The following is a 13,328-nucleotide window of genomic DNA, read 5'->3' on the forward strand; positions in this document are numbered from 1 at the left end:
GTAAGGCGGGGGCTGTTTGCTGCGTAAGAATGTACGGGTGCTCCAGCAACTTTTCGCCCCGTCCGTCCAGCACACGCTCGACCTGATCGGGATCTTCGTGTTCGCGATCTCGGGCGCCCTGCTCGCGGTCCGCAAGAACTTCGACGTCTTCGGCATCGCCGTCCTCGCCGAGGTCACTGCCCTGGGCGGCGGACTGTTCCGGGACGTGGTCATCGGCGCCGTGCCACCGGCCGCCTTCACCGACCTGGGGTACTTCCTCACCCCGCTGCTCGCCGCGATGCTGGTGTTCTTCCTGCACCCGCACGTGGAGCGCATCCAGACCGGCGTCAACGTCTTCGACGCGGCGGGCCTCGGTCTGTTCTGCGTCGCCGGGACGGCGAAGGCGTACGACTACGGGCTGAACCTCACCGCCTCCGTGGCCCTCGGCCTGGCCACCGCCGTCGGCGGCGGTGTGCTGCGGGACGTGCTGGCCAACGAGGTGCCGTCCCTGCTGCGCTGGGACCGCGACCTGTACGCCGTCCCCGCGATCGTCGGCGCCTCGCTGACCGTCCTGTGCATCCACTACGACGTGCTGACCCCGGTCACCGGCACGCTCGCGGCGGTCACGGCCTTCGTGCTGCGGCTGCTCGCCATGCGGTTCCACTGGCGGGCTCCGCGAGCGTGGAACCGGCGCTCGACCGTGCGAGAGGAGTAGCGCGGGGCGCGTCCTCGGCGGTCATCACCTCGCTCAGCCACCGGAAGGCGGGCACCATCTGCGGCTTCCACAGCGCCATGGTGTGGCCCCCCGCGCTGCCCGGGACGAACACCACGTCCACCCGCGTCGGCGGCCGGGCGGCCCGGTCGAGGGCCTGCGCGGCCTCGTAGCCGTCGCCGGGCTGCCCCGACAGGTACAGGGCGATCGGCGGCGGCGCGGGGGACCGCGTCAGCAGGACGTACGGGTCGTTGGCCGCCCGCAGCGCGGGGGTGCGGGACGCGAGCGAGCCGGCCTCGGCGGCGGGGTCGTTGTACCCGGACAGGCTGACGGCCGCCCGGTAGCGGTCGGGGTGGGCCACGGCCAGCTTCGCCGCGCAGTGGGCGCCCGCCGAGTAGCCGGCCACCGCCCAGCCGTCGGGCGCGGGCAGCGCCCGGAAGTTGTCCATGACCATCTTCGGCACGTCCACGCTCAGCCAGGTGTCGGCGTTGACCCGGCCGGCCACATTGGCGCACCCGGTGTCCGCGCCCGGCAGCAGGTTGGTGCGCGGCGAGACGAGGATGAACGGCTCGATCCGCCCGGCGCGCATCAGCGGAGCCAACTGCTCGGTGGCGTCCATCGACCCGAACCAGGCCTTCGAGGAGCCCGGATACCCGGGCAGCAGCTCCACCACCGGGAACCGGTGCTCGCGGTAGGCGGGGTCGTCGTACTGGGGCGGCAGCCAGACGTTGACCTCGGCGTGGACCCCCGACACCCGGCCGTCGAGCCGGGTGACGAGCACACCGCCCTCGGCGCGCATGCCCGGCCCCCTGCCCGGCTCGAAGGTCTGGCGGACCCTGGGCAGGGTCTCCACGGCTATGCCCCCGGTGCCGCTCGCGCCGAGGTCGGCGGCCGTGCGGACGTGGTCGCCGGTGCCGAGCAGGTCGTCCCAGTTGTCGTAGAGCTGGTTGGAGTTGTTGACCAGCGTGAAGACCAGGGCGACCGCCGTGGCCTGGGCGAAGAGCAGCATGGCCAGCCGGGCCGCGGCGCGCGCGGCCCTGGGCCCGGGCACCCGTGACCACAGGGCCAGCGGCAGGGCGACGGCGACGGCGCACAGCACGCCGAGTGTGACGAGGAACGGGGTCCCGGTGAGACTCATGTCCTCATAGAGGGGCGAAGCGGGCCCCGGGTTTCACGCTCAAGCCCTCGCCGAACGAAAAGCTACCGCTTAGTAGTTAGCTGTTGTACCGTTCAGGCATGTCAGAAGCAGCCTCCGCCACCACGGCCCAGCGGGCCACGATCGGCGACAGCGAGTTCGACCGCGACACCGCGCTCTCCCGGCGCGAGCCCGGCGTGTACGACATCGATCTCTCCGCCGGCTGGACCATCATCAGCGCCGTCAACGGCGGCTATCTGCTGGCCGTGCTCGGCCGCGCCCTCGCGGACGCCCTGCCGCACCGCGACCCGTTCACGATCTCCGCGCACTATCTGACCGCGTCCCAGCCGGGCCCCGCGGTCGTGCGCACGGACGTCGTCCGCACCGGCCGCACCCTTTCGACCGGCCAGGCCTCCCTCTTCCAGTACGACGCCGAGGGCAACGAGGTCGAGCGCATCCGGGTCCTCGCCTCCTACGGCGACCTGGACACCCTGCCCGACGACGTCCGCACCACCGCCCGGCCGCCGGCGATCCCGCCCATCGAGCACTGCTTCGGCGCCGACGACGGTCCCGCCCCGGTCGACGGCAGCTCCGCCATCACCGAGCGGCTGATGCTCAAGCTGGACCCCGCCACCGTCGGCTGGGCGATCGGCCGGCCCTCGGGCAAGGGGGAGATGCGCGCCTGGTTCGGCCTCGCCGACGGCCGCGACGCCGACCCGCTCTCGCTGCTGCTCGCCGTGGACGCGCTGCCGCCCACCGCCTTCGAGATCGGCATCTCCGGCTGGGTCCCGACCGTCGAGCTGACGGTCCATGTGCGCCACCGCCCCGCGCCCGGCCCGCTGCGCGTCTCCATCACCACCCGCAATCTCGCGGGCGGCTTCCTGGAGGAGGACGCCGAGGTCTGGGACAGCGCGGACCGGCTCGTCGCCCAGTCGCGCCAGCTGGCGCGGGTGCGGCTCGGCTGAGGCCGTACACGTACGACAAGGGGCGGCACGCCCGGTGAACGGGGGTGCCGCCCCTCTGTGTTCGCCGCCCCTCGGCGTCCGCCGCCGCTCTGCGTTCGCGGTCCCTCGGCGTCCGCCGCCGCTCAGTCCAGCCAGTGCTCCCGGCCGAGGGTGATCAGCCGCATCCGCCGGATCGCGTCCTCGGCGACCTGCCGGCGTGCGTCCTCCGGGTCCTCCAGGGCCTCAAGGAACAGCGAGGCCGTCACCAGCATCTGGTCGACGTAGAGATGGGCGAGCATCCGCAGGTCGTCGTCCTGCCAGCCCTCCGAGACGGGGTCCTGCGCCAGCGCGGCCTTCACCTCCTCGCCGAACAGGGCGAGTTGGTCCTGTATCGCCGCCCGCACGGGCTGCACGCCGCCGTGCCGCTCCCGGGAGATGAACCGCACATGGGCGGGGTACCGCTCGACATGGTCCGCGATCAGCTCGACCGCCCGCTCGATGCGCCGGTCGCTCTCACCGGCCGAGGCGACGATGTTGCGGATCATCGGGTGCAGGCTGCCGAGCGCCTCCTCGACCAGGGCGACGCCCAGATCGGCGGTGGAGCGGAAGTGCCGGTAGAAGGCGGTCGGCGCGACGCCCACGGCCCGGGTGACCTCGCGCAGACCCAGGCTGCTCAGGCTCTGGTCCTCCAGTAGCGCCAACGCGGCGTCCAGGAGCGCCTGCCGGGTCTTCTGCTTCTGGGCCTGCCGTATGCCGAGGGTGTGACTCATGCCATGCAGTTAACAACTGTTCTCTGGAGTTGGGAAGTCATGGGGCGGGGTACTCTGAAGTCAGTGAACAAGTGTAACCACAACTGTTCACCGAATTGAGAGAGATCGACACGTGATCTCGGAGGGGGATCCGACCATGTTGTTCCTCGTCGCAGCGCTCCTGCTGCTGGGCGTTCTGCTGGGCGCCGTCGCCCACGCGCCGCTCGCCTTCAGCGCCGTCACCGCCGCCGTGATCGCCGGCTGGCTGGCCGTCTTCGCCGCCCGCGAGCGGCACGCCCGCCGCCACTGACACGTCCGTCATCGACACGTCCGTCACCGGCAGCCGACCGGTCGGTCCGACGACCCCACAGGAGCTGACACTCATGCATCTCACCGCACCGGCCGCCGAACGGCCGCGCACCCGGACCCGCACCCGTGACGCCGACGGCATGGCCGTCGCGTCCTTCATCCTCGGCCTGCTCGGCCTCCTCGTCTTCAACATCTTCCTCGGCCCGACCGCCGTCGTCCTGGCCGCGGTGGCCCTGTGGCGGGGCACCGCGCGCAAGGGCCGCGCCTACCTCGGCATGGGCCTGGGCGTCGCCGACCTGGTCGTGCTGCTCGCCTTCCTGCAGCTGGACGACACGCTGTCCTGGAGTCTGTAGGCCGGACACGACCCAGGGGGTCCCGCCCGGGTCCCGCCCCCGGGGGCCTTGACACGAAAGCGCTCACCGGGGCCCTCTAGAATCGTGGCCACCATGGCTTACCTCGACCACGCCGCGACCACTCCGATGCTCCCGGAGGCGGCTGAGGCACTGACCGCCCAGCTGGGCGTCACCGGCAACGCCTCCTCCCTGCACGCTTCCGGCCGCCGCGCGCGGCGCACCGTCGAGGAGGCCCGCGAGACCCTCGCGGAAGCGCTCGGCGCCCGCCCCAGCGAGGTCGTCTTCACCTCCGGCGGCACCGAGGCCGACAACCTCGCGGTGAAGGGCCTGTACTGGGCCCGCCGCGACGCCGAGCCGGCCCGCACCCGCGTCCTCGCCAGCCCCGTCGAGCACCACGCCGTCCTCGACGCCGTCCACTGGCTCGCCGAGCACGAGGGCGCCACCGTCGAGTACCTGCCCGTCGACACACACGGCCGGGTCCACCCGGACGCCCTGCGCAAGGCCATCGCCCGCAACCCCGACGACGTCGCCCTCGCCACCGTGATGTGGGCCAACAACGAGATCGGCACGGTCATGCCGGTCCGTGAACTGGCCGAGGCCGCCGCCGAGTTCGGGGTGCCGCTGCACGCCGACGCGGTCCAGGCCTTCGGTCAGGTCCCGGTCGACTTCGGCGCGTCCGGGCTCGCCGCGATGACGGTCTCCGGCCACAAGATCGGCGGCCCGTACGGCATCGGCGCCCTCCTCCTCGGCCGCGACCAGACCCCCGTCCCCGTCCTGCACGGCGGCGGCCAGGAGCGGCACGTCCGCTCCGGCACCCTCGACGTCCCCGCCATCGCCTCGTTCGCCGTCGCCGGACGCCTCGCCGCCGAGCAGCGCGACTGGTTCGCCCGCGAGATCGGCGCTCTGCGCGACTCCCTCGTCGAGGCCGTCCGTACGGCCGTCCCGGACGCGATCCTCGGCGGCGACCCCGCACCCGGCGGGCGGCTGCCGGCCAACGCGCACTTCACCTTCCCCGGCTGCGAGGGCGACTCCCTGCTCCTGCTGCTGGACGCCCAGGGCATCGAGTGCTCCACCGGCTCCGCCTGCACCGCGGGCGTCGCCCAGCCCAGCCATGTCCTGCTCGCCACCGGCACCGATCCCGACCTGGCCCGAGGCACCCTGCGCTTCTCCCTCGGCCACACCTCGACCGAGGCCGATGTGGAGGCCGTCGCCCGGGCGATCGGCCCGGCGGTGGAACGGGCCCGCGCGGCCGGTCTGACCTGACGATCTACGCGGGTGCCGTGCGGGCCGCGCGCACCAGCTTCATGTACCGGTCCCAGTCCCAGTGCTTGCCGGGGTCCGTGTGGTCGGTCCCCGGCACCTCCACATGCCCGACGATGTGCTCCCGGTCGACCGGGATGTCGTAGCGCGCGCATATCCGGGCCGTCAGCCTGGCCGACGCCTCGTACATCGCGTCCGTGAGGTCCTCGGGACGCTCCACGAAACCCTCGTGCTCGATGCCGACGCTGCGTTCGTTGTAGGCGCGGTTGCCCGCGTGGTACGCCACGTCGAGCTCGCGGATCATCTGTGTGACGTGCCCGTCCTTGCGGACGATGTAGTGCGCGGCCGCCTTGTGCCCCGGGTCCTGGAAGACCTTCACCGCGCTGGCGAAGCTGCCCTGCGTGACATGGATGACGACCATGTCGATGCCGTAGTCGTCGGGGCGGTCCGCCCGCCGCCAGTTGGCCTCCGACGCGGCCACCCAGCGCGCCCCCGCGTAGTCGACCTCGCCCTCCTTGCGCGGCTTCTCCACGCCCGGCGCCCGCCACCACAGGCGGGCCAGCTCGTCACGGGCGAGCACGGCCGAGCCCGCCGCGGCCACCGCCCCGCCGATCAGCACCGCGCGGCGCCCGATCCTCCGGTCGCCGTCCTTGGAAGCCTTCCCCTGTCCCATGTGATCGTCAACGGATACCCGGGGGTCCTGGTTCCCGCGTCCCCGTACCCTGGAGGGGTTATGACTGACACCGCGCAGCCCTCCCGCCCTCTCCGCGTCCTCGCCGCCATGTCCGGCGGGGTCGATTCCGCCGTCGCCGCCGCCCGCGCGGCCGAAGCGGGGCACGACGTGACCGGCGTCCATCTCGCGCTCTCCGCGAACCCCCAATCCTTCCGCACGGGCGCGCGGGGCTGCTGCACCATCGAGGACTCCCGTGACGCGCGCCGCGCCGCCGACGTCATCGGCATCCCGTTCTACGTGTGGGACCTCGCCGACCGCTTCCGCGAGGACGTCGTCGAGGACTTCGTCGCCGAGTACGAGGCCGGCCGCACCCCCAACCCCTGCCTGCGATGCAACGAGAAGATCAAGTTCGCGGCGCTGCTCGACAAGGCCCTCGCCCTCGGCTTCGACGCGGTCTGCACCGGCCACTACGCCCAGGTGATCGTCCGCGAGGACGGCACGCGCGAGCTGCACCGCGCCTCCGACATGGCCAAGGACCAGAGCTACGTCCTCGGCGTGCTCGACGACCGCCAGCTCGCCCACGCGATGTTCCCGCTCGGCGACACCGTCACCACCAAGGACGAGATCCGCGCGGAGGCCGAGCGCCGCGGCCTCGCGGTCGCCAAGAAGCCCGACTCGCACGACATCTGCTTCATCGCCGACGGCGACACCCAGGGCTTCCTCGCCAAGCGGCTCGGCAAGGCGGAGGGCGACATCGTCGACGAGTCCGGCGCCAAGGTCGGTACCCACGAGGGCGCGTACGGCTTCACCATCGGCCAGCGCAAGGGGCTCCGCATCGGCACCCCGGCACCCGACGGCAAGCCGCGCTACGTCCTGGACATCTCGCCGGTAGACAACACCGTCACGGTCGGCCCGGCCGCCGCCCTCGACGTGTCCGCCCTGACCGCGGTCAAGCCCCGCTGGTGCGGCGTGGCCCCGTCCGGCCCCGGCACCTACACCGCCCAGCTGCGCGCCCACGGCGGCGAGACCGAGGTGCGCGCCGAACTGGTCGGCGACCGCCTGGAGGTCACCTTCGGCGAGCCGGTCCGCGGGGTCGCCCCCGGCCAGGCGATCGTCCTGTACGACGGCACGCGCGTGGTGGGCTCGGCCACGATCGCCTCGACCGTGCGGACGGGGTCCACGGCGGCCGTCTGAGGGCCCCGCGCGACGGGAGGGGCCCTGCGCGCGAGGGCCCCGCACGCGCGCGTGTCCCGCTCCGGGTCACTGCCCGAAGAACTCCGCCAGGACCGGCGCCAGCACCTCCGGCTCCACCATGTGGGACTGCCGCTCCAGCACCCGGTACGTCCCCCGGGGCGCCGTGTCCGCGACGGTGCGGGCCGCCTCGCGCATCCACTCGGGGCTCGCGCCGCCCGCGAGCGACAGGACCGGTGCCGTGATCGACGCCAGCCGGGCCTCCGGCACCAGACCGTCGCCCATCACGGCGTCGTCGTAGGCCAGGCTCGGCGCGATCGACTCCATGCCGGGCCACATCGGGGACTGCCGGGCGCCCTGGATGAGGCCCTCGCCGAGCCCGGTCAGCCGCAGGAACAGCTCGACCGCGTCCCCGCGCCGGTCCTGCTCCAGCGCGCTCGTCAGCCGCTCGGTGTACTCCGCCCGCTCCTCGGCGCCGCCCTCGTACACGGCGAACGGCACCTCGTACACGGCGATCCGGCGCACCGGCAGCCCGCTCGCGGCCGCCCGCAGCGCCAGCGCGCCGCCCGAGGAGACGCCGTACAGCGCCGCCTCGCCGCCGACGGCGTCGATCAGCGCCGCCAGGTCCTCCACCTCGCGCTCCACCGCGTACGGCCGGGTGTCACCGCTCGCGCCGCGCCCCCGGCGGTCGTAGACGACGGCCGTGAAGCGGTCCGCGAGCGCCTCCGCAAGGGGCGCCACGGTGTCCCCGGTGGACATCGCGCCGCTGACGAGGATCACCGGCGGACCCTCGCCCCGGCTCGCGTAGGCGAGGGAGGTGCCGTCGGCTGAAATGGTCTTCTTGTCCATGCCTGTGCAGATTGCCGTACGGCACGGAACTAATCGCCTACGACACCTCGACTTCGTAGAAGCAGAGGTGGTCCTTGATCGCCGCGACGTCCGGCTTCGGGTCCGGGTAGGCCCAGACCAGGTCCGCGGAGCCGCCGTGCGACCAGTAGGAGGCGTCACCCTTGAAGGGGCAGTGGGTGTGGGTGGCCGACGGGGTCAGCAGGTCCAGGCGGACGTCCTCCGGCGGGAGGTAGTAGCGCACGGGACAGCCCGTCTCCCGCAGTACCAGCGGGCGGTCGCTCTCCGCCAGCACCTGGCCGTCGTGCACGACCCGTACGCGCCGGGTCCCCTGTTCGATCGTGATCGTGTGTCCAAGGGTCATGTGGGGACAGCGCGCGCGGGCCGCCGGTTCTTCCCGCGTACCGTGGGCCCATGCGTATCTGCGTCTTCCTCTCCGCCGCCGACCTCGACGACCGCTACACCGGCCCCGCGCGCGAGTTCGCGGAACTGCTGGGCAAGGGCGGGCACACGCTCGTCTGGGGCGGTTCCGACGTGGGGCTGATGAAGGTCGTCGCGGACGGTGTGCAGGAGGCGGGCGGCCGGCTCGTCGGGGTGTCCGTGGAGTTCCTCGCCGCCAAGGCGCGGCCGGGCGTCGACGAGATGGTGGTCGCCAAGGACCTCGCCGAGCGCAAGAGGGTGCTCCTGGAGAAGGCCGACGCCGTGGTGATCATGGTCGGCGGCACCGGCACCCTGGACGAGGCGACCGAGATCCTGGAGCTGAAGAAGCACGGCCACACCGAGATGCCGGTCGTCCTGCTCAACACCGCCGGGTTCTACGACGGCCTGAAGGAGCAGTTCCGGCGCATGGACGACGAGGGCTTCCTGCCCCGCCCGCTCACCGACCTGGTCTTCTTCGCCGAGGAGCCCGTGGGCGCCCTCGCCTACCTGGAGGAGAGCCAGGGCGTGGCCTGATCCGGACCTGGTGCGAGCATGGCGGGTATGGCTACACATGTGATCACCGGAGCCGGCTCCGGAATCGGCGCGGCCGTCGCCCGCCGTCTGCACGCGCGCGGGGACGACCTCGTTCTGCACGCGCGCGACGCCGCCCGCGCGAAGGAACTCGCCGCCCGGTACGAGGGCGCGAGGACCCTGGTCGGCGACCTGGCCGACCCGGACCGGCTGTCCTGGGCCTTCTCCCACCAGTCGCTGCCCGACCGGGTCGACTCCCTGCTGCACATCGCCGGCGTCGTCGACCTCGGCCCGGTCGGCGACCTCACCCCCAAGACCTGGCGCCACCAGCTGAACGTCAACCTGATCGCCCCCGCCGAACTGACGCGCCACTTCCTGCCCCAGCTGCGCGCCGCGCGCGGGCACGTGCTGTTCGTGAACTCCGGCGCCGGGCTCACCGCCCACGCCCGATGGGGGGCGTACGCGGCCTCCAAGCACGGTCTGAAGGCCCTGGCGGACTCCCTGCGGGCCGAGGAGCACGGCAACGGCGTCCGGGTCACCTCGGTCTACCCGGGCCGCACGGCGAGCCCCATGCAGGCCAAGGTGCACCAGCAGGAGGGCAAGGAGTACGACCCCGAGCGCTGGATCGACCCCGAGTCGGTCGCCACGACGATCCTGATGACCCTGGACCTGCCGCGCGACGCGGAGGTGAACGACCTGACGGTCCGGCCCGGCAGATGAGCGGCGGTGGGCCCGCCCGGCGTTGCATAGTCTTTCCGGGTGAGCAACAGCACTGAGTTCCCGTTCGGCGCGGCCACCGGCGTCGGTTCGCTGCCCGGCGGCGACGCCCGCGAGGCCGCGAAGACCGCCACCGGCTCCTTCGAGGACTTCCCGTTCCTGGCCGAACTGCCCGCCCGCGGGCCCGGCGCCGACATGATCGGGCGGACCGCGGGGCTCCTCGTCGAGCTGTACGCGCGCGTGGAGCCCAGCGGGTGGCGGCTCGGCGACCGCCCCGGCCGCGACACCCGGCGGGCCAGGTCCTGGCTGCGCGAGGACCTCGACGCGCTGGAGGAGTTCACCCAGGGCTACGAGGGGCCGCTGAAGGTCCAGGCCGTGGGGCCGTGGACGCTCGCCGCGGCCCTGGAGCTGCGCAACGGCGAGGCCGCGCTGTCCGACCCCGGCGCCTGCCGCGACCTCGCCGCCTCGCTCGCCGAGGGCCTGCGCGAGCATCTCGCGGAGGTCGGGCGCCGGGTCCCCGGCGCCCGGCTCGTCCTCCAGCTCGACGAGCCGTCCCTGGTCGCGGTACTGCGCGGCCAGGTCAGGACCGCCAGCGGCTACCGCACCCACCGCGCCGTCGACCGGCAGATCGTCGAGGCCACCCTCCGCGACGTCGTCGGGTGCACGGCGACGGGCCGGTCGTGGTCCACTCGTGCGCACCGGACGTGCCGTTCGCGCTGCTGCGCCGGGCGGGCGCGGCCGCGGTCTCCTTCGACCTCTCCCTTCTCACGGAGCGTGACGACGAGGCGATCGGTGAGGCCGTGGAAGGGGGCACGCGGCTGTTCGCCGGTGTCGTCCCCGGCACGGACGTCCCGTTGTCAGACCCTGCCGGTAGCGTCATGGGTGTCAGGACGTTGTGGCGCAGGCTGGGGCTGTCACCGGGGCTGCTCGCGGAGACGGTCACGATCACGCCGGCGTGCGGACTCGCGGGCGCGTCCCCCGACTACGCGCGCCGGGCACTCGCCCATTGCGTCCAGGCGGCGAGATCCCTCGCGGACAACCCAGAGTAACGGGAGGAAACACGGTGGCCGGCGACAAGCAGGCGGAGACGACGGCGGTGCCCGCCGAGGCCCGCGAAGAGCACGCGCAGCTGGCGGAGCAGATCGAGGAGCACCGCTTCCGGTACTACGTGAAGGACGCCCCCGTCGTCAGCGACGCCGAGTTCGACCGGCTGCTGAAGAGGCTGGAGGCCCTCGAGGAGAAGTATCCGGAGCTGCGCACCCCGGACTCGCCGACCCAGAAGGTCGCGGGTTCGTACGAGACGGAGTTCACCGCGGTCGAGCACCGCGAGCGGATGCTGTCGCTCGACAACACCTTCAACGACGAGGAGCTCGCCGCCTGGGTGGACCGCATCGCCCGTGAACTGGGCGACCAGGAGTACCACTTCCTGTGCGAGCTGAAGGTCGACGGACTCGCCGTCAACCTGACGTACGAGAAGGGCCGTCTCACCCGCGCCGCCACCCGCGGCGACGGCCGCACGGGCGAGGACATCACGCCCAACGTCCGCACCATCGCGGAGATCCCGGAGCGCCTCCACGGCGACGAGGTCCCCGAGCTGGTCGAGATCCGCGGCGAGGTCTACTTCCCGATGGCGAAGTTCCTCGAGCTCAACGAACGCCTGGTCGCCGCCGGCGACAAGCCCTTCGCCAACCCGCGCAACGCCGCCGCCGGTTCGCTGCGCCAGAAGGACCCGCGCGTCACCGCCACCCGCCCGCTGCACATGGTCGTCCACGGCATCGGCGCCCTCCAGGGCTTCTCCGGCATGACCCGGCTCTCCCAGGCCTACGACCTGCTGAAGACCTGGGGTCTGCCCACCTCGCCGCACAACCGCGTCGTCGACGACCTCGCGGGCATCCGGGAGTTCATCGCGTACTACGGCGAGAACCGCCACTCCGTCGAGCACGAGATCGACGGCGTCGTCGTCAAGCTCGACGAGATCCGGCTCCAGGGCCGCCTCGGCTCCACCGCGCGCGCCCCGCGCTGGGCCATCGCGTACAAGTACGCGCCGGAGGAGGTGAACACCAAGCTCCTCGACATCAAGGTCGGCGTCGGCCGCACCGGCCGCGTCACCCCGTACGCCCAGGTCGAGCCGGTCACCGTCGCGGGCAGCGAGGTCGAGTTCGCCACCCTGCACAACCAGGAGGTCGTCAAGGCCAAGGGCGTCCTCATCGGGGACACCGTCGTCATCCGCAAGGCCGGTGACGTCATCCCGGAGATCCTCGGCCCGGTCGTCGACCTGCGGGACGGCAGCGAGCGGGAGTTCGTGATGCCCAGCGAGTGCCCCGAATGCGGGACCCCGCTGCGGCCCATGAAGGAGGGCGACATCGACCTCCGCTGCCCCAACGCCCGTACCTGCCCGGCTCAGTTGCGGGAGCGGGTCGCCTATCTCGCCGGCCGCGAGTGCCTGGACATCGAGCACTTCGGCTCGGTGGCCGCCGCCGCGCTCACCCGTCCGCTGGAGCCGGCCGACCCGCCGCTGGCCGACGAGGGCGACCTGTTCGACCTGACAGTGGAGAAGCTGCTGCCCATCAAGGCGTACGTCCTCGACCCGGACAGCGGTCTGCCCAAGCGCGACCCCAAGACGGGCAAGGAGAAGGTCGCCACCCCCTTCGCCAACAAGGAGGGCGGGCCGAGGAAGAACACCCTCGCCCTGCTGGCCAACATCGAGGCGGCCAAGCAGCGCCCGCTCGCGAGGTTCCTCAACGGTCTGTCCATCCGGCACGTCGGCCCGGTCGCGGCGCAGGCCCTCGCCCGTGAGTTCCGCTCGATCGACCGCATCGAACAGGCCACGGAGGAAGAGCTCGCGGCGACCGCCGGAGTCGGTCCCATCATCGCCGCCGCGCTCAAGGAGTGGTTCGCCGAGGACTGGCACCGCGAGATCATCCGCAAGTGGAAGGCGGCCGGAGTGCCGCTGGAGGAGCAGTCCTCCGGCGAGGACGAGGGCCCCCGCCCGCTGGAAGGGCTGACGGTCGTCGTCACCGGCACGCTGGAGAACCACACGCGGGACGGGGCCAAGGAGGCGCTGGAGAGCCGCGGAGCGAAGGTGACCGGTTCGGTGTCGAAGAAGACGTCCTTCGTCGTCGTGGGCGACAGCCCGGGGTCCAAGTACGACAAGGCGATGCAGCTGAAGGTGCCGGTTCTGGACGAGGACGGCTTCGCCGTCCTGCTGGAACAGGGGCCGGAAGCGGCGGCCGAAGTTGCCCTGTCCGCGGAGCAGTAGCGGTTGAACCTGGCCCGATGGGCGCATATCAGATGCATACGGGTGGCTGGGGCGCATTCGGGCAACCGTCGACGACCGCTGCCCGTACGCGCCTTCAGCGGCCTACTGTTGAGATGTGCGCCTGCCGTGCCCAGCTGCGGTCGGGGCATCCCTTCGCCGTCGAGGAGCAAGGAAGGGCGGGGGGAAGGGTTTTCCAGCGCGGGGCCGTCGAGGGAAGTTGTCGGGCGACGGGCCGCGTGGCGTGGGCACC

Annotated in this window: 14 protein-coding genes and 1 pseudogene; 10 read left to right on the forward strand and 5 right to left on the reverse strand. The window is 72.5% G+C overall.

All coding sequences use genetic code 11. The features are described 5' to 3' along the window. The first annotated feature begins 37 nt into the window (after positions 1 to 37). The gene (locus DC008_RS24565; protein WP_108708811.1) at positions 38 to 694 is read left to right on the forward strand and encodes a trimeric intracellular cation channel family protein; all 657 of its coding nucleotides are present in this window, start codon (positions 38 to 40) and stop codon (positions 692 to 694) included. Here DC008_RS24565 and DC008_RS24570 read toward each other — a convergent pair. Further along, entirely contained in the window at positions 603 to 1,829 is a 1,227-nt protein-coding gene (locus tag DC008_RS24570; RefSeq protein WP_108708812.1) for an alpha/beta hydrolase, read from the reverse strand. The two genes, DC008_RS24565 and DC008_RS24570, sit on opposite strands and share 92 nt — an antisense overlap. Positions 1,830 to 1,927: 98 nt before the next feature. Between DC008_RS24570 and DC008_RS24575 the strand changes: the two genes are divergently transcribed. Then, a complete protein-coding gene (locus tag DC008_RS24575; protein ID WP_108708813.1) occupies positions 1,928 to 2,791 on the forward strand; it encodes a thioesterase family protein in 864 nt (287 codons plus the stop codon). A gap of 122 nt (positions 2,792 to 2,913) precedes the next feature. On the opposite strand, the gene DC008_RS24580 is transcribed toward DC008_RS24575, so the two are convergent. Then, the gene (locus DC008_RS24580) at positions 2,914 to 3,540 is read right to left on the reverse strand and encodes a TetR family transcriptional regulator (RefSeq protein ID WP_108708814.1); all 627 of its coding nucleotides are present in this window, start codon (positions 3,538 to 3,540) and stop codon (positions 2,914 to 2,916) included. 136 nt (positions 3,541 to 3,676) lie between these two features. Between DC008_RS24580 and DC008_RS35495 the strand changes: the two genes are divergently transcribed. The 3 genes from DC008_RS35495 (at position 3,677) to DC008_RS24590 (ending at position 5,444) form a co-directional block, all read left to right on the forward strand. Continuing rightward, complete coding sequence (locus tag DC008_RS35495) at positions 3,677 to 3,829, forward strand: hypothetical protein (protein WP_164492363.1); 153 nt, start codon at positions 3,677 to 3,679, stop codon at positions 3,827 to 3,829. A gap of 73 nt (positions 3,830 to 3,902) precedes the next feature. After that, complete coding sequence (locus DC008_RS24585; protein WP_108708815.1) at positions 3,903 to 4,181, forward strand: DUF4190 domain-containing protein; 279 nt, start codon at positions 3,903 to 3,905, stop codon at positions 4,179 to 4,181. A gap of 93 nt (positions 4,182 to 4,274) precedes the next feature. After that, positions 4,275 to 5,444 carry a cysteine desulfurase family protein gene (locus tag DC008_RS24590; RefSeq protein WP_108710839.1) on the forward strand — a complete coding sequence of 390 codons (1,170 nt, stop codon included), beginning with the start codon at positions 4,275 to 4,277 and terminating at the stop codon, positions 5,442 to 5,444. A gap of 4 nt (positions 5,445 to 5,448) precedes the next feature. Here the strand turns inward: DC008_RS24590 and DC008_RS24595 are convergent, their stop codons facing one another. Then, positions 5,449 to 6,114: an N-acetylmuramoyl-L-alanine amidase gene (locus DC008_RS24595; protein WP_108708816.1), complete on the reverse strand. Its 666-nt coding sequence runs from the start codon at positions 6,112 to 6,114 to the stop codon at positions 5,449 to 5,451. A gap of 60 nt (positions 6,115 to 6,174) precedes the next feature. Between DC008_RS24595 and mnmA the strand changes: the two genes are divergently transcribed. Beyond that, on the forward strand, positions 6,175 to 7,308 hold the full coding sequence (gene mnmA / locus DC008_RS24600) for a tRNA 2-thiouridine(34) synthase MnmA (protein WP_108708817.1): 1,134 nt from the start codon (positions 6,175 to 6,177) through the stop codon (positions 7,306 to 7,308). 66 nt (positions 7,309 to 7,374) lie between these two features. Here mnmA and DC008_RS24605 read toward each other — a convergent pair whose 3' ends face one another. Together DC008_RS24605 and DC008_RS24610 are read right to left on the reverse strand one after the other, a co-directional pair. After that, complete coding sequence (locus tag DC008_RS24605; protein ID WP_108708818.1) at positions 7,375 to 8,154, reverse strand: alpha/beta fold hydrolase; 780 nt, start codon at positions 8,152 to 8,154, stop codon at positions 7,375 to 7,377. Positions 8,155 to 8,191: 37 nt separating this feature from the next. Beyond that, positions 8,192 to 8,515, reverse strand: a complete 324-nt coding sequence (locus DC008_RS24610) for a DUF427 domain-containing protein (RefSeq protein WP_108708819.1) — start codon at positions 8,513 to 8,515, stop codon at positions 8,192 to 8,194. 50 nt (positions 8,516 to 8,565) lie between these two features. Here DC008_RS24610 and DC008_RS24615 point away from each other — a divergent pair, with 50 nt between their 5' ends. The 4 genes and pseudogenes from DC008_RS24615 (at position 8,566) to ligA (ending at position 13,078) form a co-directional block, all read left to right on the forward strand. Beyond that, complete coding sequence (locus DC008_RS24615) at positions 8,566 to 9,105, forward strand: LOG family protein (protein ID WP_108708820.1); 540 nt, start codon at positions 8,566 to 8,568, stop codon at positions 9,103 to 9,105. Between the two features lie 27 nt (positions 9,106 to 9,132). Continuing rightward, positions 9,133 to 9,822, forward strand: coding sequence for an SDR family oxidoreductase (locus DC008_RS24620; protein WP_208645972.1), 690 nt, complete (start codon positions 9,133 to 9,135; stop codon positions 9,820 to 9,822). Positions 9,823 to 9,861: 39 nt separating this feature from the next. Continuing rightward, positions 9,862 to 10,868, forward strand: a pseudogene (locus tag DC008_RS24625) (methionine synthase). Positions 10,869 to 10,882: 14 nt separating this feature from the next. Continuing rightward, positions 10,883 to 13,078, forward strand: a complete 2,196-nt coding sequence (gene ligA / locus DC008_RS24630) for an NAD-dependent DNA ligase LigA (RefSeq protein WP_108708822.1) — start codon at positions 10,883 to 10,885, stop codon at positions 13,076 to 13,078. Positions 13,079 to 13,328: the final 250 nt, after the last annotated feature.

The sequence above is a fragment of the Streptomyces nigra genome, from assembly GCF_003074055.1.
Taxonomy (GTDB): Bacteria; Actinomycetota; Actinomycetes; order Streptomycetales; family Streptomycetaceae; genus Streptomyces; species Streptomyces nigra.